Below are 24,695 nucleotides of genomic sequence, written 5' to 3'. Positions count from 1 at the left end.
GTACCCGGTCATCGGGTTGGATCAGTAGGTGCGGACCCGCACGTTGCGGATCTCGATCACGTCGTTGTTGCCGTGGTTCTGCAACCCGACGAAACCGCTGATGAACTGCCGCAGGTCGGTCGGCGGGTCGCCCGCGCGCGACGACTGCTTGCCCGGCGTGTTGTCGAACTCGTTGATCACCACGCCGTTGCGGATCATCGTGTAGTGCTGGCCGACCACGCGGATCTCGTAGTCGTTCCAGACGCCCTTGGCCGTGGCGCCGGACTGGGCGAGGTTGTTCGGGTCGAAGTTGTAGACCGACCCGGTCTTCTGGGGCTCGCCCGTCTCACCGTCGTAGATCTGGATCTCGTGTCCGCAGAAGATCGCGACCCAGGCCTGCGAGGAACGCGCCGACCCGACCGTGCCGCAGCTGCCCGGCGGACGCTGCTCCAGCGGGGTACGCGGGTCCGGGAACCGCACGAACACACCGCTGTTGGCCCGGACGGCGTCCGGTGAGATGTCCTTGAACTGCAGCTTGATCGAGTAGTCCGCGAACTCCTGGTCGGCGTACCACAGCATGCCCAGGCCGCCGCTGCTGCGGATCGACCCGTCGGGCCGCAGCCCGAAGGAGCCACCGGGCGCCTGACGCCAGCCGGCCAGCGAGTACGCCGAGCCGTTGAAGATCGTCTGGTAGCCGTTGGTGGCGCCGATCGGCGACTGGGTGCCGGTGCGCCGCAGCGTGCCGGCCTCCCGGTTGTCGATGACGTGGGCCGCCGTGAGCTCCGCGATCACCGTCTCGAGGTGGTCGGCGAAGGCGCCGCGGTTGGGCCAGGTCGTCTCGTCGTCGATCAGGTCGTTGATCGTGCAGCCGCCGCCCACCTGCCGGTTGGCCACCCCGCTGTCGGTCTCGAGGAAATAGACCGTGGGCCGGGCGTCGGCCGCCACACACCCGGCGGTGACCGGGATCGACGACTCGACGACCTCACCGTCGGCGTACGTCACCTTCAGTTTCGCGGTGAACGTGCCGTAGCGCCGGTAGGTGTGCTTCGGGTGCGGCGCGGTGGAGCCCGCGGTGCCGTCGCCGAAGTCCCACTGCCAGGCGACGCCGCCGACCCGGTTGCTGGAGAACTCGATGGTGCGCGGCGTCGTCGGGGTCGCCGAGACCGCCGTGGCCAGACCCGGGTTCGGGGTCGCCTGGCCACCGTTGTAGGTGATCCGGATCAGCTTCTGGTTGTTGTGCAGGCTGAAGAAGCCGCCCGCGTAGTCCAGCATGTAGAGCGCGCCGTCCGGGCCGAACTTGGCGTCCATCCAGGACTGCAGCTGGGTCTGCGGGTTGGTGCCGCCGGGGATGATCCGGCGGAGGTCCTCGGCGAACGCCGGGGCGCCGGCCTCCCGCGCCGTCTCCGGGTTGACCGTGATGGCCACGCGGTTGTTGGCGTTGGACTGGTCACCGATGAACCACTTGTTGTCCCAGTACGCCGGCCACGCCACGCCGCTGTTCACGTCGACGTTCTTCCGGTGGTAGGTCGGACCGTCCATGATGGCCTGACCGCCGCCGCTGAGGTAGGGCTGGGTGTAGGTGGTCTCCGACTGCACGTAGGTCGGGATCCCGCTGCCGTCCGCCCGCTTCGGGAAGACCGGGCCACCGCCCTGGGGCGAGTACCAGATCATGTTGTCGCGGACCGGCGGCAGGTTGACCAGACCGGTGTTGCGGGGCGACTCGTTCTTCGGGTTGTCGCAGTCGTACCACCCGGTGAGCTGGGTCGCGTCGGTGTTGCTGCGGTCCCGGTACGGCTGCCGGTTGCCCATGCAGTACGGCCAGCCGTGGTTGCCGGCCTGCGTGATGATGGTCGCCGTCTCGTACTTGGCCGGGCCGAGCTCCGGGCTGGGCGCGCCGGCGTCCGGGCCGACCCACGCGGCGGTGAGCCAGTCGTTGACCGGGTCCCAGGCGATGCGGGCGATGTTGCGCACGCCCATCACGTAGATCTCCGGGCGGGCCTTGCCGCCACCGCCCTCCTGGCCGGTGAACAGGTTGCCCTCGGGGATCGTGTAGGTGCCGTCCGCCTCGGGGTGGATCCGGATGATCTTGCCGTTCAGGTCGTTGGTGTTACCGGCGGTGCGCCGCGCGTCCTGGAACGACGTGCCGGCGTACTCCTGGGTCCAGTTGTTGCCGGAGTAGCCGTCGGAGCCGCCGGACGAGTTGCTGTCGCCGGATCCGATGTAGAGGTTGCCGGACTCGTCGAAGGTCATGCCGCCGCCGGCGTGGCAGCAGCTGTGGATCTGGGTGTCCCAGTGCAGCAGGTCCTTGCGGGTGGCCTGGTCGATCGTCTGGGCGGCCTTGTCGTAGGTGAACCGCGACACGGTGCGCTGGCCGATCCGCTTCTCGCGGTCGATCGACGCGTGCGGCATCCAGTAGGCGTAGACCCAGCCGTTCTCGGCGAAGTTCGGGTCGAGCGTGAGACCGACCAGACCTTCCTCGTTCTTGACGAGCTCGCTGCCGCTGCCCCGGTTGCCCATCACCTCGAGCGTGGTGAGGAGCTTGACCTGCTTCGTACGCGGGTCGAAGGAATGGATCGTGCCGCAGCCCTTGCCGACGTTGGGGTCGTTCCAGTCCACGATCGGACCGGACGGGCAGGCCGCCTTGCCGATGTAGAACACGGTGCCGTCGGGGGCGATGGTCAGGCCGTGCGGCTCACCGATCTGGTCGAGCTGGCCGGGCTGGTTGACCGCGGTCAGCCGCTCGACCTTGTAGTTCGACGCGATCGTCGCCTGGCAGTCACCACGGACGAGGCCGGCGGTCCACTTGATCGCGCCGAGCAGGTGGCCGAGGAACTTCGTGTCGGTGGTGTAGCTGGCGTCGGTGCGCCCCATGCCCGTGTAGAAGGAGCGGCCGCCGTCGTAGTCGCGGCACCACGAGATCGGGTGGAACGCGCCGTTGCCGGACAGGCCCGCGTTGTAGGTGTGCTCCTGCACCTGGGCGACGGTGTGCACGTTGCCGATCGGGTTCGGGTCCCAGTTGATCCACTGGTCTTCCCGGGTCCAGGTCAGCGGCAGGCCGTCGTTGGCCGGGTGCTGCCGGTCGACGACACTGACGGTCGCCCGCTGCACGTTGGCCTCCGGCGGCGGGCCGGCGTCCGGGCCGATCAGGAACAGCTCGGCGAGCTGGATGATCGGCTCACCGCTGTTCGCGGAGACGTCGAGCCGGTAGTACTGGTAGGCGGTGGTGTTCTCGAACGAGAACTGCCGGGTCTGGAAGCGCTGCTGGAACACCTCGTTGGTGCGGGTGTCCAGATCGGTCCAGCTCTGCCCGTCGGCCGAGCCCTGCAGCTTCCAGTTCTTGGGGTCCCGGCCGGCGAAGTCGTTGGCCGAGGTCAGCGCGTACCGGTTGATCACCGTCGGGGCGGCGAGCTTGCCCTGGGCCCAGCCGGTGGTGGCGAACGTGAGCCACTTGGTGCCGGTGCGGCCGTCGAACAGGTTGGCGACGGTCTCGTTGGGCGGGTTCTGGCCGCTGGCCGCCGACTCGACGACCTTCTCGGCGTTGGGCAGGCTCGGCGCCGGCCGGCTGCCGACCAGCCCGGTGAACCACTCCGAGGTGGGCTGCGCGCGGGCCGCGTCGTGGACGCCGACGAACCCGCCACCACCCTTGACGTACGCCTGGAACGCGGCCTCCTGTGCGTCGTCGAGCGTGACGCCGTTGGCCGACAGGAAGACCACGCCGCGGTACCTGGCGAGGTTGTCGCGGTTGAAGTCGGCCGGGTTGCTGGACACCCGCACGGTGAAGCCGTTCTCCGTGCCGAGCCTGCGCACCGCGGCCACGGCCTTGGTGACCGGGTCGCTCTGCTGGTCCACCGGGCCGTGGAAGACGAGCACGTTGACCGCGTTGGCGCCCCAGGTCGGCGCCGCGGCGGAGGCCGGCGGCGATCCCGGGCCGGTCATGATGCCGAGCGTGAGCACGGCCGCCGACGCCAGCGCGATCGCGCGGCGTAGCGTCGGCCGCTTTCGGTGTGCCATTCCTGCTCCTTCGTGGGGCTCTCGGGTGGTCACTTCGAGCTCGCCTGGTGGCCGGCGTGTGCCGCCGGCGCGCCCGCGGCCGCCGCCGGCGCGTGGTCGTGGGCGTGCGACGGAAGCGTGCCGTCGGGGTTGAGGACGTGCAGCATCGTGGCCATGCCCAGGTCGGAGTGGAACTGCATGTGGCAGTGCAGCATCCAGTTGCCGGGGCCGACCGAGTCGCCGGCGACGACCGTCACACCGAACGAGTCGCCGGGGCCGAGGGTCTTGTTGTCGATGACCGGCACCGAGTCGACGAGCGCCCGGTTGGTGCCGTCGACCGTCCCGGTGCGGGTGTCCGCCCAGGAGTGGCCGTGCAAATGGAAGGTGTGCATGTCGTTGCCCATGCCGATGACCACGAACTCGACCCGCTCGCCGGGCTTGGCGACCAGGCAGGTCGGGCCGGGCACCGGGTTGGCCGGGTCACAGGTGTCGGTGGCCGCGCCGCGGCGCAGGTTGATCGACTGGAGGTCACCGAAGGCCGTGACATAGGTGCGGTGCGGCCGCAGGTCCCCCTGGCGCCGCACGACCAGCCCGCCGAAGAGGCCGGCGCCCTGACCGCGCGTGCCGTGGGCGCCGCCGACCATGTGGTCGTGGTACCACCAGTAGCCGGCCGTGCCCTGGGCCCCGGTGGTCGCGTTGCGGGGCTTGGCGAACCAGATGTAGGTGCGCTGGCCGCCCGGCGGAACCCACGAGTCGGTGTGGACGGTGCCGTCGGAGGTCGGCGTGTATTTCACGCCGTGGGTGTGCAGCGACACGCCCAGCGGATGGTTCGGCTCGGTCCGCAGCGCGGCGAGCGTCGCTTCCGGGATCTGGTTGTGCAGCGTGATCGCCAGGCACTCCCCCTCGATCATCTCGATCAGGGGACCCGGGTACGAGGCCGTCTCCGGCGTCAGGCCGTAGCCGAGCCGGACCTGCGTGCCGTCCTTGGGCAGCTCGACCGCGTACAGCTGGATCCGTCGGTCCGGCTGGATGCAACCCTCCGGGCGGTCGCCCGGCGCCAGGGCCGCGAGCGCCGCCTTCTCGGCGGCCACGGCCGGGGCCTCGGCGGGCGCCCCCGGCGCGGCGGCCTGCTGGCCGCCGAACCGGAGGACTCCCGCACCGACCAGGGTCACGGCGAGGATCGCGATGGCCAGCATGCGCGGCCCGCCCGCCGATCCCAGGCGTGAGGTTTCCTTCTCCACTGGTCTGTCCTTTGCTTACGGGGTCAGCGGGGCGATGCGGATGTTGCGGAAGCTGACCGTGTCCGTGGCGCCGTGGTTCTGCAGGCCGATGTAGCCCTCGGCGTGCTGCCGCCCGTCGGTGCCCGGGTCGTCGGCCCGCGGCGGGTCGAACGTGAGGCCGGGCGCGTTGGTGAACTGGTTGATCAGCTTGCCGTTGCGGAAGATCGAGTAGTGCTGGCCGACCACGCGGATCTCGTAGTCGTTCCAGACGCCCTTGTCCCGCACGCCGGCGTCGGCCAGGTCGACCCGGTCGAAGCCGTAGACCGAGCCGCTCTTGTACTGGTCGCCGGTCGGGCTGTCGAAGATCTGCAGCTCGTGGCCGTATTTGATGGCCACCCACTCCGGCCGCGGCTCCTGCGGGTGCTGGTGCACCTGCGGGAAGCGGACGAAGACACCGCTGTTGACCCGCGCCTCACCCGGGGCGTCGTCGCGCCACTGGAGCTTGAGCGAGAAGTCGCCGTAGGTGCGGACCGGGAACCAGAGCATGCCGAGGCCGTCCTCCGGCCTGCTGGTGATCGAGCCGTCGGCGTTGCGGCGGAAACCGCCGGCGCCGACCTGCTCCCAGAGCCGGAACGAGGCGGCCTTGGCGTCCAGCAGCGGCGCGTAGCCCTGCACGGACTCGGCCCTGCCCACATTGGACTCGCGGGCGCCGCGGACCAGGCCGTTGCGATCCTTCAGCGGGATCAGCGAGCGCTGGTGCCAGCGGTCGGCCAGCGCCGTGACGTGCGCGACGAAGTCGGCGGCGCTGGGCCACGGCGACTCGTCGAGCACCAGGTCGTTGATGCTGCAGCCGCCCTCGATCACCCGGTTGGCCACGCCCGTGTCGTGGGTGCCCATCCAGACCGTGACCCGGTTGTCGGCGACCTCGCAGGTCGGCGCCGGCGGCGCGCTCTCCACCACGGTGAACGTGGTCGAGGCGGTGGTGCTGACGTTGCCGGCCCGGTCGGTGGCCCGGTAGGTGAACGTGTGCGCGCCCGGGGTGTTGACCGTGACCGGCCCGGTGTAGACCAGGTAGCCGCGGCCGTCCAGGGCGTACTCGACGCGCATCAGGCCGGAGCCGCTGTCGCTCGCGGTGAGCGTGACGGTCGCGCTGCCGACGTACGCCCAGCCGCTGTTGAGCTGGCCGCTGATGGCGGCGTTGACGGTTGGCGGCGTGGTGTCGTCGTTGGCCGCGACCACGGTGAACTGCACGGTCCCCGGCGCCGAGGTGTTGCCGGCGTTGTCCGTCGCCCGGTAGCTCACCGTGTGGGCGCCCGGCTGGTTGACGGTGACCGGTGCGGTGTAGGCCGCGTACGGGGCGCCGTCGATCGAGTACTCGACCGTGGCCACGCCCGAGTCGGCGTCGGTGGCGCTGACGGTGACCGTGGCGGCCCCGACGTACGCGCCGGCGTTGTCGCGGTTGCCGGCCACCGTGGCGGTCGCGGTCGGCGCGGTGTTGTCGGGGTCGGGCGCGTCCACGACCGTGAACTGCGCGCTGCCCGGCTCGGAGGTGTTGCCCGCCTCGTCGGTCGCCCGGAAGGTGACCGTGTGCGCGCCGGTCGTGTTGACCGTGACCGGCGCGGTGTAGGCGACCCACGCCCCACCGTCGACCGCGTACTCCACCGTCTCCACACCCGACTCCGTGTCGGTCGCGGTGACGGTGACGGTCGCGCTGCCCAGGTAGGCGCCCTGCTCGTTCTGGTCGCCGTCGACCGCCGCGGTGACGGTCGGCGCGGTGGTGTCGCCGCCACCGGCGTCGGCGACGGTGAACTGCACCGTCTCGGGCTCGGAGGTGTTGCCGGCCTCGTCGGTGGCGCGGGCGCTGAACGTGTGCGCGCCGGGCTGGGTGACCGCGACCGGGTCGCTGTAGGCGGCGTACGGAGCGCCGTCGAGCGAGTACTCCACCGTGGCCACGCCGGAGTCGGCGTCGGTGGCGGCCACCGTGACGGTGGCCGTGCCGACGTAGGCGCCCTGCTCGTTCTGCTCGCCGGCGACCGTGGCGGTCACCTCGGGCGCGGTCTCGTCGGGGTCCGCGGCGTCGACCACCGTGAAGGCGACCGACTGCGGGTTGGACGTGTTGCCGGCCCCGTCGGTCGCGCGGAAGGTGACGGTGTGCGCGCCGGCCTCGTTGACGGTGACCGGCGCGGTGTAGGCCGCGTAGGCCCCGCCGTCCAGCGAATACTCCACGCTGGCGACGCCCGACTCGGTGTCGGTGGCGGTCACCGTGACGGTGGCCGCGCCGACGTAGGCGCCGTTCTCGTCCTGGTCGCCGCCGACCGCGGCCGTGACGGTCGGCGCGGTGGTGTCCTCCTCCTGGCCTTCGACGACCGTGAACTGCGTGGACCCGATCTCCGAGGTGTTGCCGGCGACGTCGGTCGCGCGATATTGCACGGTGTGCGCGCCCGGGCCGTTGACGGTGACGGGCGCCGAGTAGGTGCCGAACGGGCCCCCGTCCAGGGCGTACTCGACGCGCGCGACGCCCGAGCCGGCGTCGGTCGCGTTCAGGGTGACGGTGGCCGCGCCGACGTAGTTGCCGTCGCCGTCGCGCTCGCCCGCGACCTGCGCGGTCACCTCGGGGGCGGTGGTGTCGCCCTCGCCGCCGGTGACGGTGAGCAGGCCGGTCATCTGGCCGTGCCCGGGGATCGCGCAGAAGAAGCGGTAGGTGCCCGGCGTCAGCGTCACGTCGACGGTGTGCCGGCCCCCGTTGGCGTCGTTGGGGTCGGCGATGATGTTGACGTTGACGTCGTTGTTGTAGCGCGGGTCGCCGGTGTCGAAGGTCAGCGTGTGCTGCATCCCGGTGGTGTTGCCGGTGGCGGCGCTGTTCTCGAAGACGATGGTGGTCGGGCCCGCGACGGCGGAGCCGGGCACCGAGGCGTACGCGGTGAAGCTGTCCCCGGCCGTCCAGGTGAGCACCTGGGCCTGTAGCTGCTGCGGGGCGGCGGCGCCGCCGTCCGCCGGTGGCTCGGCCCCGGCCGGGCGCGTGCCCGACAGGACCCCGGCCAGCACGACGCTGGCCAGCATGACGGTGACGGCCGCGAACGCGGACGTGGGCCGGGCGAACCGGCCGTGTCCGAGTCTCGAGAGCAGGCGCCTTCGCCTGGAAACAATGGGCATGTCCGGCATACCTTCCGCAAGTCGACCGACGGATGACATGGCAAGGCAGACCTCGCTGACCCTGGTGGAACGGGTCGGCGATGCCTGGGGGTCGGGGACGTGGGCGTGTGAAACGACGCGCGAGGTGCACCGCTCGCGAGCCGTTTACATCGACGAAACAACGTGGTGTGCGACCGACCCTAATCGCTGATCTTCAACATGTCCACAGCTTTCGATCAGCTTGAGCAGACTTTTATCTATGGCAGCAAAAGTAGGGCGGTTCCTGATCACAAGCATCCGGCGGTACGCACATAGGACGCTCCCCGCACCTTACGCGGGTGGCTGAGTGTCCACTAAGGACGTCAGGCGCTCTCGGCTGCGAGGCGGGCGCCGAAGGCGGTCAGGGCCGTGCCGGTGGCGGCGTCGAGCGTGCGGCGGACCGTGCGGCGGCGGAGAACGCGGCGCACCCGGTGCAGGGCGGCCACGACGAGCAGCGACCAGAGCAGGCCGAGAGCCGCGTGGGTCAGGGCGAACAGCACCAGCACCGCGACCGGTGTGCCCGGGCCCAGGAACTGCGGCAGCACCGCCAGGTAGAAGACCAGGACCTTCGGGTTGGTGATGTTGGACAGGAAGCCCTGCCGCCAACCGGTCCAGGCCGTGCCGGTGCGGTCGCCGGCAGCGGCGTCGAGGGAGGCGTAGTCGCCGCGCCAGGCGGAGCGGAACGACTGCGCCGCCAGGTAGAGCAGGTAGCCGATGCCCGCCCACTTGATCGCCTGGAAGAGCGGCTCGACGTGCACGACGACGGCGCCGAGGCCCGCCACCGCGAGCAGGCCCTGGACCACGTTGGACGAGGCGATGCCGGCGGCGCTCCATCGGCCCTGGCGCCGGCCGCCGACGAGGGTGCTGCGCACCGTCACCGCGAAGTCGGCGCCCGGGATGGCGATGAGGACGATCGCGAACACGACGAACGATCCGTACGCGGTCCAGCTCATTCCTTCGACAGTACCCACGCGTTGACGGCGAGCCGCGCGGTGGTGCCGAGGTCGATGCCGCCGTCGGGGGTGACCAGCTGTTCCGGCGCGTCCGGGGCCGGCGTCACCGCGAGGTGGGTGGCGGTCACCGCCTCGCCGTCGGTCACCGTGTTGCGCCAGAGCACGCGGGCGCGGGCCGTTTCCCCGGGTGGCACGGTCACGGGTTTCGCGGGGGCGTCCCAGGCGTCGGGGGCGCTGACCGGCTGGGAGCCGTTGCCGACGGTCACACCCAGCGTGGCGTGTCGGTCGTCGAGGAGGCGGATGACCGGGAAACCGTTCAGCTCGTACGGGCGGGCGCCGCAGTTCTCCAGCACCAGGCCCATCGCGCGCAGGCCCATCGCGGCCTCGACGTCGGTGGCGGTGATCCGGAAGCCGTCGGCGCACGCGGCCGTGGCGGTCAGCGACGGGGCCGGGGCCGGCGGGACGGGCACGGGCACCGGCGCCGGGTTCGGCGCGTCGCACGCCGCGAGCAGGATGCCCACGACGAGCGACGCGCCGGCGCGCCTGGCGGTTCTCACGCGAACGTGTAGGGCGTCAGATAGTCGGGCACGACGATCCTGGTGCGCGGGGCGACCCGGCGGATGGTGGCGATCATGGTCTCCAGTTTCGCGCGGTCGTCGGGCACCGCGGGCGGCGGGTTCTCGAGGGGCTTCTCGAAGTTGTCCCAGTGCACCGGCACCACGACCCGCGGCTTGCCGAGGGCCTCCAGCAGGCGGGGGACGTACTCGTGGGTGGTGGTGGCCGATGCCATCGCCACCATCGCGATGTCGGGCCGCATCCCGTCGACGTTACGGGCGACGAAGTCGCTGGCGCCCATGAAGAACACGCTCGGTCCATCGTGGACGGACAGCAGGAACGCGAGCGTGTCGCCCTCCGGCAGGTCGGCCACCGTGGCGGGCCGCCGGTCCGGCTGGTTCGGGCGCACGCCGGGGATGCCGATCGAGTACGCGGCGTTGCGGCTGTGCAACGACGCCACCACCTCGACGGTGTAGGCGCCGAAGTCGAGCACCTCGCCGCCCTTGACCGGGCCGAGCTGACCCGACGGGATGCCCATCGCGAGCCCGAGCTGGTAGGTGGTCAGAGTGCCCAGCACCCGGGCGCCGGTGGTGGTGGCGATGTGCGGCACGTCGTTGAAGTGGTCCCAGTGCGAGTGCGTCACCAGCACGGTCTCGGGCCGGCCGACGTGGGTGTCGACGGTGTCGGTCGCGACCTTCAACAGCGTCTCCGGGTTCATGCCGCCGTCGAAGAGGCCGGTGTGGTAGCGGCTCAGGTACGGGTCGACCAGGACCGTGCGGTCACCGATGTCGATGCGCCAGCCGGCGGTGCCGAACCAGCGGAACGTGGCGGCGCCGGGCCGCCACGCGCGCCGCGGGGACGCGGCGGCCGGGGTCGCGGTGGTCAGTCCGGCCGCCCCCGTGGCGGCCAGGCCGGTCGCGGCGGCCGCGGTGCGCAGCAGGCCACGGCGGTCGAGGTGGTGATTCGTCATGGGATGCACCCAACCAGCGGCGCGGCGGCGGGGTCCAAGACCAAGATCGATAACGACTCATACGCGTACGCATATCGGGCCTGGTCCTGGTGGTTGATGCTCGGCGTCGGCGAGATCTGGCTCACGCCGCGCGCAGCGCGTCGACGGCGGCCCGGGCGGCCTCCCCGATCGCCAGGTCGACGTCGATGCGGCGGAACTCGAGCGACCGGGTCTGCGCGAAGACGGCCAGGGCGTAGCGGCCGCCGTCCGGGTATTCGACCACGCCGGCCTCCATGTGCAGGCCCGGCAGCGTGCCCGTCTTGGCGGCCACCCGCACCCCCGGCGGGAAACCGGAGGCGATCCGGGTCCAGAAGATCTGGCGGCCCATCAGCGCGCGCACCATGGCGGTCGCGGCGGGCGGGCCGGCCTCGTCGCGCCAGATGAGCTCCAGCAGCCGGGTGACCTCGCGGGGAGTGCTGGAGGTGGTCCGCTCGGGGTCGAAGACCCGCATGGCGCGGATCCGGTCGGGTGACAGGGTCGGGAACCGGGCCACGAACTCGTCGTCGCCGCCCGCGCCGACGTCGGCGTACATGGAGGCGAGGAGCTCCCGGGGCCCGCCGACGATCCGGGTGCGCTCCAGGCCGAGCTCGGCCGGCAGCAGCGGCAGCACGTCCGGCCCGACGCGCCGCAACAGCAGGTCGGCGGCCGTGTTGTCGGTGACGGACATGGCGAAGTACGCGAGGTCCCGCAGCGAGACCTCCACGTCGTCGGCGCAGCCCGAGGTGCCCCACCCGCCGAGGCGGTCCGCGGCCCGGACGACCACCCGCTCGGTCGGGTCCAGCTGCCCGGCCGCGGCCTGCCGTGCGAACTCGAGCACCAGCATGACCTTGAAGATCGAGGCGAGCACGACCGGTTCGTCGGCCCCGAGGGCGACCTCGCCGCCCCGATCGACGTCGACGGCATGCAACCGCGCGTCGACCCCGGCCGCGTCGAAGATTTTGGTGATCCGGTCCTCCACTGACACGTCGACCGACGCTACCGCCCCCTCGCCACCGATATGCGAACGCATATCCTCGGGCGGTGAACCTGGGCCGGCAGTTGCGGCAGTTCCTCGTCGTGGCCGAGGAGCTGCACTTCGGGCGGGCCGCGCAACGGCTGCGGATCGCCCAGCCGCCGCTGAGCCAGGCCATCGCGCGCCTGGAGCGGGAGCTGGGCGTCGCGCTGTTCGACCGGTCGCGGCGGCAGGTGGCGCTGACCGGCGCCGGCCGCCTGCTCACCGCCGAGGCGCCGGCGCTGCTCGCCGCCGAGGAGCGGCTCCGGCTGGTCATGCGCAAGGCCGGCGACGGCGAGATCGGCACGCTGCGGGCGGGCGTGCCGCCGGAGCTGCCCGCCGCGACCCTGCAGGCCCTGCTGGCCGGCATGGCCGAGCGCGCGCCCGGGCTCGACGTCGACCTGCACGAGCTGACCAGCGCCGAGCAGCTCCGGATGCTCGCCGAGGCGCGGCTCGACGTGGGGCTGGTGCACCACCCGGTCGACCTGGCTGACGGCCTGCGGGCCGGCCCGGTGGTCGGCGCCCGCCTCGGGGTGGTGCTGCCGCGCACGTCACCGCTGGCCCGCCTCCGCGAGCTCGACCTGGCCGACCTGGCCGGGCACGACCTGGCGGTCTTCCCGCGGGCCACGGCGCCCGAGTGGTACGACGCCATCCTCGACGCCTGCCGCCACCACGGTTTCACCCCGGGCCGGATCCGGCACGCCCGCAACCCCGACTTCCTGCTCGGCCTGGTGCTGGGCCGGCAGTGCGTGGCCTTCGAACCGGAAACCACCGCCCGGCGCGAGCCCCGCGTCGCGTGGCGCCCCCTCGCCGGCGAGGGGTTGGAACGCCGCACCTCGGCGGTCTGGCCGGACCGCTCCCCCCATCCGGCGGCGCCGACGTTCGGCGCGGTCGCGGCCGCCATCCTCGCGGGCCCCGAGCCGATCCGTCCGGTCGCCGGGACGTCCCGGGCCCAGCCGTGGGCGGTCGTCTACGAGCCGCCGAAGGGCGAGGTCGGACAGCGACCCTAGCGGGAGTCGAGCACCAGGCGGGCGGCCAGGCCGGCGAATACGGCGGCCGACAGTCGCTCCATGCCACGGCGGAAGCCCGGCCGCGCGGCGATCTTCTCGGCGAGCGCGCCGGACAGCAGCCCCGCGGTGCCGTCGACGGCCAGCCCGATCACGATGAACACCAGCCCGAGCGTCATCAGCTGCGCGGTGACCGGCCAGGCGCCTGGCCCGGTGCCCAGGAACTGCGGGACGAAGGCCAGGTAGAACAGGATCACCTTGGGGTTGGCCAGGTTGGTCAGCGTCGCCATGAGGTAGGTGCGGCGCAGCGAACGACGGGGCACCACCGCGGTCGGTTCGGCCGCCGCGCGGCTGGCCCGCCACGTCGCCACGGCCAGGTAGAGGAGGAACACGGCGCCGGCGAGGCGTACGACGGTCAAGGCTTGTGGGGCCGCCTGGATCAGCGCGCCCAACCCGAACGCCGCCGCGACCGTGTGGATGGCCAGGCCGGTGGACATGCCGAGGGCGGCCAGCACCCCGGCCCGGCGCCCGCCGGCCACCCCGTTGGCCACGACGAACAGCAGGTCGGGCCCGGGCGCCAGGGACAACAGGGCGCACGCCACGACGAAGGCGAGCAACAGCGACACGTCCATGGCGATCCATCATCGCCGGCAGCACCGCCGCCAAGCCAGCGGATTTACGCCAGATCGCGGCTCAGCACGTCGTCGATGGTCTCCCGGCGCACGATGACCCGCGCGACACCGTCCCGCACCGCGATCAGCGGCGGCCGCCCGACCAGGTTGTAGTTCGACGCGAGCGGCAGCTGGTAGGCCCCCGCCCCCGGCGCCGCCAGCAGGTCACCGGGCCGCAGGTCGGCCGGGAGCGGCACCGACCGGGCGAGCACGTCGCCGGCCTCGTCGTGCCGGCCGACGATCGTGCTCGACACCGCGGGGCCGGCGCCGGCCCGGCCGAGCAGGACGGCCGTGTAGCGGGCGCCGTAGAGGGCCGGCCGGGGGTTGTCGCTCAGCCCACCGTCGACGGCGACGAGCTGGGCACCCTCCGGCTCGCGGCGAACCGCCACGACCCGGTACAGGGCCACCCCGGCCCGCGCCACGACCGCCCGCCCCGGGGTGACCACCAGGTCAGGCTCCGGCACGTGGGCGCGTTCGCAGGCCAGACCCAGGACCGCCCGGGCCCGGCCTGCGAACGCGGCGACGGCGAAGGGGGACTCGCCGTCGACAGCGGGGGCGGCCTGACCCCCACCGATGTTGATCTCCCGGACCAGGATCCCGTGGGTACGCGCGAGGTGCCCCGCCACCGCGACCAGCCGCTGGATCGCCCGCTCGTAGCCGCCGAACCGGCTGATCTGCGAGCCGACGTAACAGTCCAGCCCGACCAGCGCGAGCTTCGGCTGGGCCACGATCCGCCGCACGAGGTCGTCGAACGCCGCGCCGGGCGCGCACACGCCGAACCGGTCGGCGTCCCGGGCCGCGGGAATCCCGGCGCCACCGTCGAACAGCTCGTCGTGGGGCGGCAACACCCGGATCAGCACCTCCTGCCGCCGCTCGGCGAGGGCGGCGAGCCGGGTCACCTCCGACGCCGACTCGATCACCACCCGCCCGACGCCGTAGTCCAACGCCGCCCGCAGGTCGGCCGGCGTCTTGGCGTCGCCGTGCAGCACGATCCGCTCCGCCGGGAAGCCGACCGCCGCGGCGACCGACAGCTGCCCCTCGGACCAGACCGACAGCCCCAGCCCTTCCTCGCGGACCCACCGCAGCACGGCCCGACTCGTCAACGCCTTCGCCGCGTAGACGACCCGCCCCGGCCCGAACGCCGCGCCGTACTCCCGGCAGTGGTCACGCACTTCGCCTTCGTCGATGACGTACGCCGGTGTGCCGTGCTCCTCCGCCAGCGTCGCGAGGTCGACCCCGCCGACGCTGATCGCGCCGTGCCCGGTGTGGCGGGTCGACGCCGGCCAGATCTCAGCGCAGAGCCGCTGCGGTGGCAGCGAGGTCCGCAGGGACGGGATGAGATCCGAGAGGCTCATGCCTGCTCCTTGTGTGGTGCGGATCGAAAGGACGCAGCACGAGGTGGGTCAGCGTGCGCCCGGCTCCGGCGTGGTGCCGGAGCCCGCGGACCAGGTCGTCGAGGGCCGCCATGTCGGCGCACCGCACCCGCACGACGGCATCGGAGTCGGCCGCCACCCAGACGGCGTCGACCACCTCCGGCCGCCCGGCCAGGTGGGCCTCCAGACACGGCGCGTCCTGAGCCCGGTTGAGCCACACCAGGACGACCGCCTCGACCTCTCCGCTCATGCCACCGATCGTGCGCCGCCCGCGGTGGGGAGGAACAGGCCCTTGACGCCGTCCGTACGCCGCGCGCCTGATCCTTGACGCGCCCTAGTCGCGGGCGCCGGGGATGACGAGGCCGGTTTCGTAGGCGGCGACCACGGCCTGGGTGCGGTCGCGGAGGCCCAGTTTCGTGAGCATGCGGCTGACGTGGGTCTTGACCGTCTCCTCGGTGACCACCAGGCGGGCGGCGATCTCCGGGTTCGACAGGCCTTCCGCGACCAGGCGCAGCACCTGCGTCTCGCGGGGCGTCAGCGCCGACAGCGCCACCGGTGACGGTGCCGACGGGCGGTGGGCGCGGGCGAACTCGCTGATGAGGCGGCGGGTCACGGTCGGGGCGAGCAGGGCCTCGCCGGCGGCGATCACCCGGACCGCGTCGAAGAGCGCCTCGGCCCGGACGTCCTTGAGCAGGAAGCCGCTGGCGCCGGCCCGGATCGCGTCGTAGACGTACTCGTCCAGGTCGAAGGTCGTCAGGATGAGCACCCGCGGGTGGGCCGCCGACGCGGTCAGCCGCCGGGTCGCCTCGATGCCGTCGACGCCGGGCATGCGGACGTCCATCAGCACCACGTCCGGCGCCGCCGTCGCGCAGACCCGCACCGCCTCAGCGCCGTCGGCGGCCGTGCCGACCACCTCGATGTCGGGCTGCGTGGCGAGCAGGCCGGCGAAACCGCCCCGCACCACCTCGTGGTCGTCGGCCACCACTACGCGGATCATGTGTCCTCCCGGATCGGCAGCGTGGCCTCCACGACGAACCCGCCGGCCGGCCCGGCCACGCCCGTGCGCAGCCGGCCGCCGACCGCCACGGCCCGTTCGCGCATCCCCGACAGGCCGTGCCCGGCGGCGGCCCCCTCGGGCCCCGGACCGTTGTCGCGGATCCGGAGGCCGAGCCCGTCGGCACGATAGGTGATCTCGACGTCGACGGCGGCGCCGGGCGCGTGCCGGCGGGCGTTGGTCAGGGCCTCCTGCACGATGCGGTATGCCGCGAGCTCCACTCCCGGGTCCAACGGCACCGGCGGCCCGCGCAGGATCAGCCGCGCCCCGCTGCCCGCGGCGTCGCGCGCCTCGTCGAGCAGCGCGGCCAGCTCGCGCAGGCCCGGCTGCGGCCGCCGTTCCGGCGTCACCGGCGCGGCGTCGGCGCGCAGCACGCCCAGCAGCCGGCGCATCTCGGTCAGCGCCGCCCGCGCCGTGCCGCCGATCGCGGCGAACCGCTCCGCGCCGGCCGCCGGCAGCCCGGGTGTCGTGAACCGCGCGTTCTCGGCCTGCACGGAGATCATCGAGATGTGGTGCGCGACCACGTCGTGCAGCTCGCGGGCGATCCTTGCCCGCTCGCCGCGGGCGGTGTGTTCGACGAGCGTCCCGGCGTACGCGTCGCGGGCGGCCAGGTGCGCGGCGTCGGCCCGGCTGACCCGGCGGGCGGCGCCGGCCAGCGCGCACGCCGGCACGAGCCCGGCGAGCACCACCGCGACCGGGTGGCCGAAGGCCAGCACCAGGAACGGCAGGCCGAGCGGCACGGCGATCGCGAGGGCGCCGCGGCGGCCGGCGAGGTAGGCCGCGACGAGCTGCGCCAGCACGCCGGCCACGGTGGCGAGCCGGAACCCGGCGATCGAGACGGTCATGGCGACGGTGACGACCGCCGCGGCGACGGTCGCGTTGCGCAGGGCCAGCGGCGCCGTCGACGCCATCGCCAGCGCGCCGACGAGCACCAGGAACGGCGGGTCGGCCGGCGCCGTGCGGACCAGCGCCTCGACGACGGCGGCGACCGTGAGCGCCAGCGTGGCCGCCTGCAGGTTCCGCACGCTGCCATTCTGTCCGCTGCTCGCGCCGAGGTCGTCCCTCGTGCCAGGGACGCGCGCACCCCTCCTGTCGGTGACGCCGAAGATGGCTCCCACGCGGGACGACCACGGCCGCCGCGGTTCGTAGCGTCTGCGGTCATGGAAGCCACCATCGAGGTCGACGGCCTGCACAAGAGGTACGGGTCGACCGTCGCGCTGGACGGGATGACGTTCACCGTCACGCCGGGGCGGGTCACCGCGTTCGTCGGGCCCAACGGCGCCGGCAAGTCCACCACCATGCGGGTCGTGCTCGGGCTGGACCGGGTCGACCGCGGCACGGCCCTCGTCGGGGGGCGCCCGTACCGCAGCCTGCGCACACCGCTGCGGCACGTCGGCGCGCTGCTCGACGCGTCGGCCCTCCACCCGGCCCGCAGCGGCCGCGACCACCTGCTCTGGCAGGCCCACTCGCAGGGCCTGCGCGGGACGCGGGTCGACGAGGTGCTGCGGCTGACCGGTCTGGCCGACGTCGGCCGGCGCCGGGCCGGCGGCTACTCGCTCGGCATGCGGCAGCGGCTCGGCGTGGCCGGCGCGCTGCTCGGCGACCCGCCGGTGCTGATGCTCGACGAGCCGTTCAACGGGCTCGACCCGGAGGGGATCCGGTGGATGCGCGGCTTCCTGCGCGCGCTGGCCGCCGAGGGCCGGGCCGTGCTCGTCTCCAGCCACCTGATGAGCGAGCTCCAGGACACCGCCGGCCACCTGGTCGTCGTCGGCCGGGGCACGGTCGTCGCCGACACCAGCGTCGCCGAGCTGATCGCCGCGGCGTCGCAGGACCGGGTCACGCTGCGTACGAGCGCCCGCGCCGAGGCGATGACCGCGCTGGCCCGGGCCGGGGCCACGGTCGCGGCCACCGACCGGGACGTGCTCACCGTCGAAGGTCTGCCGGCCGACCGCGTGGTGACGCTGCTGAGCGAGGCGGGCGTGCCGTTCTCGGAGATCTCCGCGCACCGGGCGACCCTCGAGGAGGCCTACATGGAGCTGACCCGCGACGCCGTCGAGTTCCGGGCTTCGGAGGTGGCGGGATGAGCGGCTTCGGGTGGCTCGTCCGGGCCGAGTTGACCAAGTTCCGGTCCGTTCGCGGGTGGCTCGTCGGGTGCGGGGTCGCGGTCGTGCTGATGGTGTTCTTCGCCATGCTGGCCGGGGCGGGCACCAGCGACACCGGCGGGCCGCGCGGTGGTGGCGAGCCCCCGAAGGGTCCCGACGGCACGCCGGTGATCGACGGCCCGACGCTGTTCGCGCAGGGTCTCGCCGGCGACGGCACGCTGACGGTGCGGGTGGCGTCGTTGACCGGCAGCGGGCTCTCGTTGCCGGGTCCGGACGGCGCCGCGCCGCCCGCCTCGCCGGGTGCCGCGGCCGAGCCGTGGGCCAAGGCCGGCCTGATCGTCAAGTCCGGCACCGCGCCCGGGTCGCCCTACGCGGCGGTGATGGTGACCGGAGCACACGGCGTACGCCTGCAGCACGACTTCGTGCACGACCTCGCCGGGCCGCGCGACGCCCGCTGGCTGCGGCTCGTTCGGGCCGGTGGGACGGTCACGGCGTACGCGTCCGTCGACGGCAGCGCCTGGACCCGGGTCGGGTCGGCGGCCGTGCCCACCGGCGCGGCGACCGCCGGCATCTTCGTCGCGACGCCGCCGCACGAGGAGTTCGACCAGTTCCTGGGCGGCACGAGCAGCATCGGGGGGAAGGTCATCGCGACCGGCACGTTCGACAACCTGACGGTGGCCGGCGCCGGCGGCGACTGGCGCACGCTGACACTGGGTGACGATCGCGATGACCCTGACGGGCTCGGGTCGAGCCGCTCCGGCGACACCGTCACCGTCAACGCGGCCGGCGACGTCGCGCCGGCCGGCGGCGGCGCGGGGCCCAAGCTGGAGCAGACGCTGGTCGGCGGCTTCGCGGCGCTGACGGTGCTCGCGGTGCTCGGAGTCCTGTTCGTCACGACCGAGTACCGGCGCGGGCTGGTCCGCACCACGTTCGCCACGACGCCCGGCCGGGTGCGGGTGCTGGCCGCGAAGGCGGTGGTGCTCGGCGGGATCACGTTCGCCGTCGGCCTGGTCGCGACCACGGCGGCGCTGTTCGTCGGCTCGGCGTTCCGGGGCGGCGACCACTATCCGGTCGGCTGGGCGACGCAGCTGCGGCTCGTCGCCGGCACGGCCGCCCTGCTGGCCGTGGCGGCGGTGTTCGCCCTGGCGATCGGCACGATCCTGCGGCGCGGGGCCGGCGCGGTGGCGGCGGTGGTCGTGCTCACCACGTTGCCCTACATCCTTTCGGTGGCGGCGGTGCTGCCCGTCGTGCCGGCGCAGTGGGTGCTGCGGTTGACCCCGGCGGCGGCGTTCGCCATCCAGCAGACGGTGCCGGTCTGGCCGCAGGTGCACCAGGCGTACACCCCGGCGTTCGGCTACTTCCCCCTCCCCCTGTGGGGCGGCTTCGCGGTGCTGTGCGGCTGGACCGCCGCGGCGCTGGCGCTGGCCGCGGTGCTGCTGCGCCGGAGGGACGCATGACCGCCGCGTTGCACGCCGAATGGACCAAGCTGCGCACGGTGGCGGGCCCGGCCTGGCTGGTCGTCGCGGCCGCGGTCCTGACCGCGGCCCTGAGCGCCGCCACCGCGGCTGCGGTGACCTGCCCGGCGCCGGCCTGCACCCTGGACGGCCCTCGGATCGCCCTGACCGGCGTGCAACTGGGCCAGGCCGTGGTCGCGGTGCTGGCGGTGATGGTGGTCGGCGACGAGTACCGCACCGGCGTGATCCGCACGACCCTGGCCGCGATGCCGTCCCGCGCGCGGGTGCTGGCGGCCAAGTCCGTGGTGGTGGCGGGGGCGACGCTGGCCGCCGCGGTGCCCGGCGTCCTCGGCGCCTGGCTCGCCGGCCGGTTGATCATGCCGGACCACGGCTTCACCGCGGCCCAGCTGTCGCTGACCAACGGCGCGACGCTGCGGGCGGTGACCGGTTCGGTGCTCTACCTGACCCTGGTCGCGCTGCTGAGCCTGGGTCTGGCGGCGGCGGTACGCGACGCGCCCACCGGCGTCGGCGTCGTGCTCGCGGTGCTCTACCTGGGCCCGATCCTCGCCTCGGTGGTCAGCGATCCGGACTGGCAACGCCGCCTGCAGCAGATCACCCCGAGCAGCGCCGGCCTGTCGATCCAACACACCGTCGACCTGCCGAGCCTGCCCGTCGGTCCCTGGCCGGGCCTGGGCGTGCTGGCCCTGTGGTCCGTCGCGTCGCTCCTGTTGGGCGGCCTGCTCCTCCGCCTCCGGGACGCCTGACGGCCGAGCTGTCAGCGGAGCCTGGATCCGGGAGTCGGCGCCAGCCGCAGCAGCCGCACCGGCCCGCTCAACCCGTCGCCGTCGAGCGCGGCCACCCGCGCCGCGAAGTCGTCGACGGCGGCGGGTTCGACGCTGGCGAACCACACGAAGACGTCCTCGCCCTCGCGCACCGGCAGCGCGGGATAGGTGTTCGGCTCGTGGATCGTCTGGCAGGTCGCGATCACCTCGCCGAGGGACGGCCGTACCTTCTGTTCGAAGTGGTCCGCGTAGTCCACGCGGGCGAGGGGGCAGAGGCCCGCCACGACGAGGCCGGCGCCGCCGCCGCCGAACGGCTGGATCGCGCGCATCAGCAGCACGTCGTCGACGTCGAGCATCGTGGCGTTGGCGGCGTCGCGGTGCTCCGCCCAGACCGGCCCAGAGTAGAACGCGGTCAGGGCCGCGTGCCGCTGCGCCATCGACGGGAAGGAGCGGACCCACACGAACCGGTCCGCCCGGTCGAGGTCACGGAACTGGCCGACGATCCGCATCCCGGCCGCCTCCTGCGAGTCGACGAAATGCCGGTCGAAGAGCGCCACGAGGGTGTCGCGGCCGCCGGGCACGAGCGTGTACTGCCGAAGCTCCACAATGGTCACAGCCGCCGCCTGACCTCCCACACCACGAACAACAACGGCACGAGCACGGCGAACTGCCGGGTCGTGTAGTGACGCAACGCGGCGGGCACGTCGACGCCGGCCAGCTCCCGCTCGAGCGCGCCCGGCCGGATGAGCGACAGCGCGTGCGCCGCCAGCGGCGCGTAGTTGAGCGCGACCCCGAGCAGCCATGCGCCGAAGACGGTCCGGCCCGGGCCGCCGTCGGCCGAGAGGATGACGAAGAAGCCGAGCGCCAGCCCGCCGACCACCCCGAGCAGGAACTCGGCCAGGATGACCCACCGCCGCCACGAGGCGCCGGCCGACCCGTGCATGTCGACCGCGGCGAGCCGGCGGATGTCCACCAACGGATCGTGCCACGGCGGGCGTACGATCGGAGACCGGAGGCATTGATGATCGAGGTCACCCGCGCGGACGCGCTCGGTGAGCCCTTCCGCCGCCGGGTCGCCGAGGTCCTGGTCAGCGGGTTCGCCGACGACTTCGCCTCCTTCTCCCGCGACGAGACGACACTCACCGACGTCTTCGCCCCGATGCTGATCCTCGAGCGCTTCCACGTGGCGCGGGTCGACGGCGAGCCGGCCGGCGTCGCGACGCTGACGAGCCCCGGCGAGCAGATCTTCGCGCCGTCGGCGTCCGACATCCGCCGCCACCTGGGCCTCGTCCGCGGCACGGTGACGCACCAGATCATCCGTACCCAGTTCATGCGACCGCGGCCGCCGGACTTCCCGACGGAGATCGGTTTCGTCGCGACCGCGCCGGCCCACCAGGGCCGCGGTGTCGCCACCGCGCTGCTGCGCCACCTGCTCGCGCTGCCGGGCCACCGGGAGTTCGTGCTCGAGGACATCAAGGACACCAACGAGCCCGCCCTGTCCCTCTACCGCAAGCTAGGCTTCGCGGAGTACCGCCGCCGCCGGGTGCGCTTCGCCGGCCGCGCCGGGTTCACGCACTACGTCTCGATGAAGCGCGTCACCGGCCGCTCGTGCTGAAGTGCTGGTAGTCGGGGTTGTCGCCGCCGACGTTCCACTTCCAGCCCACCGCCGCGAACGCCTTGACCAGGACGCCGTCCTTGACCGCCATGCCGGGGCGATAGCGGGAGCGGTCGACGAAGGCACGCCCCTCGGGCGGCAACACCTCGTCACCGAACAGGTACGGGTTCTCGACCGGGTTGACGTCGATCGCCTTGCCGTACGCGTGCACCGACCACGACGGCGCCCCCGAGGAGACCGCGTTGCGGCAGTTGAACGCCGACGTGTTGTCGGCCGCCATCGACCTGTCGTCGCTGCCGCCGTACTCGCTGACCGGCTCGAGCCGGCGGATCGGGAACCGCTTGGCGAACAGCGTCCCGAACACCGTGGTCACGTCGGCCGCCACGTCCTTGTGCACGACGATCCCGCCGACGTGGGGCTGGCCGTCGAAACCCCAGTAGGTCAGCCGCACCAGCCGCAGGCTCGCCGGCCCGACGGGGCAGCCCGCGCGCCAGCTCTTGCCCAGGTCAGCGGCGGTGACGCGGGTGGACGCGGCCGCGAACACCGCCGTCGGCGCCGCGCGGGCCGCCGGCGCGGAGGGCGACAGCGACGGGGAGGGCGAAACCGGCGCGGGCGACCACACCGCGGGTTCAGCCGGTCGTGCTCCGCAGCCCGCGACGACCAGGACCACGGCCAGCGCCGCCAGCCGGTAGGGTTTCCAGCGCGCCATCGTCCATACGATACGGATCGGGGTCCGGAGTGAGCACACTGCGGCGGTCGACGCTGGCAGTCCTGCTGTTGTTCGCGCTGACGGCGTGCGGCGCCGTGCCGGCCGAGCGCACCGGCGCCGAGCAGCGACCGGGTAAGCCCGGCGGCAACGCCGCCGATGCTCCCCAGGCCGCCCGCGACCAGCTCGCCCGGCGCGCCGAGCTGCTGGCCACGCCCGGCGCCACCCCGACCGCGACACCGAGGTCGAAGCCCAAGCCGACCAGCTGGCCGAGCGGCGCCCGCCCCGGCGGCAACGACGTCCATCTGCCGGCCAACGACGCGTCCCGGTTGCGCACGCTGCCCGCCGACACCACCCAGGTGATCGTGGTCAAGGCCAACGGCTTCGACACCAGCACGGGCACGTTGCAGGCGTTCAGCAAGCGCTCCGGCGGGTGGACTCCCGCGTTCGACCTGATGCCGGCCCGGCTGGGCGGCAACGGCTTCACCGACAACAAGACCGAAGGCGACGTGGGCACACCCACGGGCGTCTACAGCATCGGCACCACGATGTACGGCATCAGGACGAACCCCGGCGTCCGCTACGGCTACCACAAGCTGGTCGAGAACGACTGGTGGAACGAGAACCCGGACACCGCCGGCTACAACACGTTCTTCCACGGCGCCGACCCTGGCGGCGCCAGCGAGGCTCTCTGGGAGATCGCGCCGCAATACCACTACTTCGCGGTGATCAACTACAACATCCCGGTGGTCAAGGACGACCCGCCGCGCGGCAGCGGCATCTTCCTGCACGTGTCCGTCGGCCGCTCGACCGCGGGCTGCGTCGCGATCTCCGAGTCCGACCTCGTCAAGGTGCTCCGCTGGCTCGACCCGGCGGCCAAGCCACGCATCGTGATGGCGCCGGCCAGCGAGCTCGACCGCTACTGACGCACCGGTCACTCTCAGCGAACTGTCAGATTCGCCTGGTACGTTCCTCCGACGGCGCGCACTCTCCGATGTGGAGAGTCGTGGCGGACCCGGATGTCGACACCAGGAGAACGACGTGGTTTTCAAGAAGATGTTGGGCGCCCTCGGGGTCGGCGGGCCCAGCGTCGACACGGTGCTGTCCAATCCCAACACCCGCCCGGGCCTCCCGCTGACCGGCCAGGTCAACCTGACCGGTGGCACCAGCGACGTGGATCTCGCGCACATCACGCTCGGCCTGGTCACCCGCATCGAGGTCGAGACCGGCCACGGCGACCACGGCGCCGTCGGCGAGTTCCACCGCACCGCGGTCGCCGGCCGCACCAAGCTCGCCGCCGGCCAGCAGCTGTCCATCCCGTTCCAGGTCGACATGCCGTGGGAGACCCCGGTCACCGACGTCTACGGTCAGCGCCTGCGCGGCATGACGATGGGCCTGCGCACCGAGGTCGCCATCGACCGCGCCGTCGACAAGGGCGACCTCGACCCGGTCGCGGTGCACCCGCTGCCGGTGCAGGAGCGCATCCTCGAGGCGTTCGCCCGCCTCGGCTTCCGCTTCAAGCACGCCGACCTGGAATACGGCCGCATCCACGGCGTGCACCAGACCCTCCCCTTCTTCCAGGAGATCGAGTTCTGGCCGGCGCCGCAATACGGGCACGGCATCAACGAGGTCGAGCTCACCTTCGTGGCCAACCCCCACACGGTCGAGGTGGTGCTCGAGTTCGACAAGCGCGGCGGCCTGTTCGTCGGCGGCCACGACGCCTACGGGCGCTACACGGTGCCGCACTCGCACGCCGACAGCGCCGACTGGGGCCAGGTCGTCGACGGCTGGGTCCGCCAGGCCCTCGACGGTCGGCAGGCCTTCTTCGCGAGCCGCGGCGGGTTTCCCGGCGGCCACGGTCCGGGCGGTCACGGCTACGGCGGGCACGGCCACCGCGGCGGCGGGATGGGCGGCGTCGTCGCGGGCGCGGCCCTGGGCGTCGCCGGCGGCATGATCGCCGGCGAGATGATCGAAGAGGCCTTCGAGGACGACGGCGGCGACTTCGGAGACTTCGGCGGCGAGTGACCGGATCGGCGGGGGCGGCCCGGTGCGGGCCGCCCCCG

The 24,695-nt window shown here is 73.1% G+C and carries 22 protein-coding genes; 7 read left to right on the top strand and 15 right to left on the bottom strand.

Going from position 1 to position 24,695, the window contains the following annotated elements; genetic code table 11:
• Window positions 1-21: 21 nt before the first annotated feature.
• From O7635_RS29125 to O7635_RS29095, 7 genes are all read right to left on the bottom strand, one after another.
• Entirely contained in the window at window positions 22-3,990 is a 3,969-nt protein-coding gene (locus O7635_RS29125) for a ThuA domain-containing protein (protein ID WP_278083688.1), read from the bottom strand.
• A 29-nt stretch (window positions 3,991-4,019) separates the two neighbouring features.
• The gene (locus O7635_RS29120; RefSeq protein ID WP_278083687.1) at window positions 4,020-5,210 is read right to left on the bottom strand and encodes a multicopper oxidase domain-containing protein; all 1,191 of its coding nucleotides are present in this window, start codon (window positions 5,208-5,210) and stop codon (window positions 4,020-4,022) included.
• Window positions 5,211-5,225: 15 nt separating this feature from the next.
• A complete protein-coding gene (locus tag O7635_RS29115) occupies window positions 5,226-8,342 on the bottom strand; it encodes a family 16 glycoside hydrolase (protein ID WP_278083686.1) in 3,117 nt (1,038 codons plus the stop codon).
• Between the two features lie 341 nt (window positions 8,343-8,683).
• Complete coding sequence (locus O7635_RS29110) at window positions 8,684-9,313, bottom strand: LysE family translocator (protein ID WP_278083685.1); 630 nt, start codon at window positions 9,311-9,313, stop codon at window positions 8,684-8,686.
• Window positions 9,310-9,870 (bottom strand): DUF4232 domain-containing protein, encoded by a 561-nt coding sequence (locus O7635_RS29105; RefSeq protein ID WP_278083684.1) that lies wholly within the window; start codon window positions 9,868-9,870, stop codon window positions 9,310-9,312. The genes O7635_RS29110 and O7635_RS29105 overlap by 4 nt, the downstream gene beginning before the upstream one ends.
• A complete protein-coding gene (locus tag O7635_RS29100; RefSeq protein ID WP_278083683.1) occupies window positions 9,867-10,838 on the bottom strand; it encodes an MBL fold metallo-hydrolase in 972 nt (323 codons plus the stop codon). Before O7635_RS29100 ends, O7635_RS29105 begins: the two co-directional genes overlap by 4 nt.
• A gap of 121 nt (window positions 10,839-10,959) precedes the next feature.
• Window positions 10,960-11,841 (bottom strand): serine hydrolase, encoded by an 882-nt coding sequence (locus O7635_RS29095; protein WP_278083682.1) that lies wholly within the window; start codon window positions 11,839-11,841, stop codon window positions 10,960-10,962.
• A gap of 56 nt (window positions 11,842-11,897) precedes the next feature.
• Here O7635_RS29095 and O7635_RS29090 point away from each other — a divergent pair, with 56 nt between their 5' ends.
• Entirely contained in the window at window positions 11,898-12,878 is a 981-nt protein-coding gene (locus O7635_RS29090) for a LysR family transcriptional regulator (protein WP_278083681.1), read from the top strand.
• On the opposite strand, the gene O7635_RS29085 is transcribed toward O7635_RS29090, so the two are convergent.
• The 5 genes from O7635_RS29085 to O7635_RS29065 all read right to left on the bottom strand — a co-directional run bounded on the left by O7635_RS29085 (window position 12,875) and on the right by O7635_RS29065 (window position 16,998).
• Window positions 12,875-13,507 (bottom strand): LysE family translocator, encoded by a 633-nt coding sequence (locus O7635_RS29085; protein WP_278083680.1) that lies wholly within the window; start codon window positions 13,505-13,507, stop codon window positions 12,875-12,877. The two genes, O7635_RS29090 and O7635_RS29085, sit on opposite strands and share 4 nt — an antisense overlap.
• 44 nt (window positions 13,508-13,551) lie before the next feature.
• Complete coding sequence (gene lysA, locus O7635_RS29080) at window positions 13,552-14,901, bottom strand: diaminopimelate decarboxylase (protein ID WP_278083679.1); 1,350 nt, start codon at window positions 14,899-14,901, stop codon at window positions 13,552-13,554.
• The gene (locus tag O7635_RS29075; protein WP_278083678.1) at window positions 14,837-15,169 is read right to left on the bottom strand and encodes an Lrp/AsnC ligand binding domain-containing protein; all 333 of its coding nucleotides are present in this window, start codon (window positions 15,167-15,169) and stop codon (window positions 14,837-14,839) included. Before O7635_RS29075 ends, lysA begins: the two co-directional genes overlap by 65 nt.
• A gap of 84 nt (window positions 15,170-15,253) precedes the next feature.
• A complete protein-coding gene (locus O7635_RS29070; RefSeq protein WP_278083677.1) occupies window positions 15,254-15,916 on the bottom strand; it encodes a response regulator transcription factor in 663 nt (220 codons plus the stop codon).
• A complete protein-coding gene (locus O7635_RS29065) occupies window positions 15,913-16,998 on the bottom strand; it encodes a sensor histidine kinase (protein ID WP_278083676.1) in 1,086 nt (361 codons plus the stop codon). Before O7635_RS29065 ends, O7635_RS29070 begins: the two co-directional genes overlap by 4 nt.
• 135 nt (window positions 16,999-17,133) lie before the next feature.
• On the opposite strand from O7635_RS29065, the gene O7635_RS29060 reads away from it, so the two are divergent.
• The 3 genes from O7635_RS29060 to O7635_RS29050 are packed head-to-tail and all read left to right on the top strand — an operon-like array spanning window position 17,134 to window position 20,293.
• Complete coding sequence (locus tag O7635_RS29060; RefSeq protein WP_278083675.1) at window positions 17,134-18,057, top strand: ATP-binding cassette domain-containing protein; 924 nt, start codon at window positions 17,134-17,136, stop codon at window positions 18,055-18,057.
• Complete coding sequence (locus O7635_RS29055; RefSeq protein ID WP_278083674.1) at window positions 18,054-19,532, top strand: ABC transporter permease subunit; 1,479 nt, start codon at window positions 18,054-18,056, stop codon at window positions 19,530-19,532. The genes O7635_RS29060 and O7635_RS29055 overlap by 4 nt, the downstream gene beginning before the upstream one ends.
• A complete protein-coding gene (locus O7635_RS29050; protein ID WP_278083673.1) occupies window positions 19,529-20,293 on the top strand; it encodes an ABC transporter permease in 765 nt (254 codons plus the stop codon). The genes O7635_RS29055 and O7635_RS29050 overlap by 4 nt, the downstream gene beginning before the upstream one ends.
• Window positions 20,294-20,304: 11 nt before the next feature.
• On the opposite strand, the gene O7635_RS29045 is transcribed toward O7635_RS29050, so the two are convergent.
• On the bottom strand, window positions 20,305-20,925 hold the full coding sequence (locus O7635_RS29045) for an NIPSNAP family protein (protein ID WP_278083672.1): 621 nt from the start codon (window positions 20,923-20,925) through the stop codon (window positions 20,305-20,307).
• Window positions 20,922-21,284, bottom strand: a complete 363-nt coding sequence (locus O7635_RS29040) for a hypothetical protein (protein ID WP_278083671.1) — start codon at window positions 21,282-21,284, stop codon at window positions 20,922-20,924. Before O7635_RS29040 ends, O7635_RS29045 begins: the two co-directional genes overlap by 4 nt.
• 48 nt (window positions 21,285-21,332) lie before the next feature.
• Between O7635_RS29040 and O7635_RS29035 the strand changes: the two genes are divergently transcribed.
• Window positions 21,333-21,926 (top strand): GNAT family N-acetyltransferase, encoded by a 594-nt coding sequence (locus tag O7635_RS29035; RefSeq protein WP_278083670.1) that lies wholly within the window; start codon window positions 21,333-21,335, stop codon window positions 21,924-21,926.
• On the opposite strand, the gene O7635_RS29030 is transcribed toward O7635_RS29035, so the two are convergent.
• Window positions 21,907-22,635, bottom strand: coding sequence for a M15 family metallopeptidase (locus O7635_RS29030; protein WP_278083669.1), 729 nt, complete (start codon window positions 22,633-22,635; stop codon window positions 21,907-21,909). The genes O7635_RS29035 and O7635_RS29030 overlap by 20 nt on opposite strands.
• Before the next feature lie 29 nt (window positions 22,636-22,664).
• Here O7635_RS29030 and O7635_RS29025 point away from each other — a divergent pair, with 29 nt between their 5' ends.
• Both O7635_RS29025 and O7635_RS29020 read left to right on the top strand, forming a co-directional pair.
• A complete protein-coding gene (locus O7635_RS29025; protein WP_278083668.1) occupies window positions 22,665-23,558 on the top strand; it encodes a L,D-transpeptidase family protein in 894 nt (297 codons plus the stop codon).
• A 115-nt stretch (window positions 23,559-23,673) separates the two neighbouring features.
• Window positions 23,674-24,657 carry a sporulation protein gene (locus O7635_RS29020; protein ID WP_278083667.1) on the top strand — a complete coding sequence of 328 codons (984 nt, stop codon included), beginning with the start codon at window positions 23,674-23,676 and terminating at the stop codon, window positions 24,655-24,657.
• The last annotated feature ends 38 nt before the right edge of the window (window positions 24,658-24,695 follow it).

The sequence above is a fragment of the Asanoa sp. WMMD1127 genome, assembly GCF_029626225.1.
Classification (GTDB): domain Bacteria; phylum Actinomycetota; class Actinomycetes; order Mycobacteriales; family Micromonosporaceae; genus Asanoa.
This window is presented reverse-complemented; position numbering and strand designations above follow the sequence as displayed.

Coding starts and splice junctions, on each gene's coding strand:
- O7635_RS29125 (WP_278083688.1), bottom strand. CDS start 3,990: ATGGCACACCGAAAGCGGCCGACGCTACGCCGCGCGATCGCGCTGGCG.
- O7635_RS29115 (WP_278083686.1), bottom strand. CDS start 8,342: ATGCCCATTGTTTCCAGGCGAAGGCGCCTGCTCTCGAGACTCGGACAC.
- O7635_RS29110 (WP_278083685.1), bottom strand. CDS start 9,313: ATGAGCTGGACCGCGTACGGATCGTTCGTCGTGTTCGCGATCGTCCTC.
- O7635_RS29100 (WP_278083683.1), bottom strand. CDS start 10,838: ATGACGAATCACCACCTCGACCGCCGTGGCCTGCTGCGCACCGCGGCC.
- O7635_RS29085 (WP_278083680.1), bottom strand. CDS start 13,507: ATGGACGTGTCGCTGTTGCTCGCCTTCGTCGTGGCGTGCGCCCTGTTG.
- lysA (WP_278083679.1), bottom strand. CDS start 14,901: ATGAGCCTCTCGGATCTCATCCCGTCCCTGCGGACCTCGCTGCCACCG.
- O7635_RS29075 (WP_278083678.1), bottom strand. CDS start 15,169: ATGAGCGGAGAGGTCGAGGCGGTCGTCCTGGTGTGGCTCAACCGGGCT.
- O7635_RS29070 (WP_278083677.1), bottom strand. CDS start 15,916: ATGATCCGCGTAGTGGTGGCCGACGACCACGAGGTGGTGCGGGGCGGT.
- O7635_RS29060 (WP_278083675.1), top strand. CDS start 17,134: ATGGAAGCCACCATCGAGGTCGACGGCCTGCACAAGAGGTACGGGTCG.
- O7635_RS29055 (WP_278083674.1), top strand. CDS start 18,054: ATGAGCGGCTTCGGGTGGCTCGTCCGGGCCGAGTTGACCAAGTTCCGG.
- O7635_RS29050 (WP_278083673.1), top strand. CDS start 19,529: ATGACCGCCGCGTTGCACGCCGAATGGACCAAGCTGCGCACGGTGGCG.
- O7635_RS29035 (WP_278083670.1), top strand. CDS start 21,333: ATGATCGAGGTCACCCGCGCGGACGCGCTCGGTGAGCCCTTCCGCCGC.
- O7635_RS29030 (WP_278083669.1), bottom strand. CDS start 22,635: ATGGCGCGCTGGAAACCCTACCGGCTGGCGGCGCTGGCCGTGGTCCTG.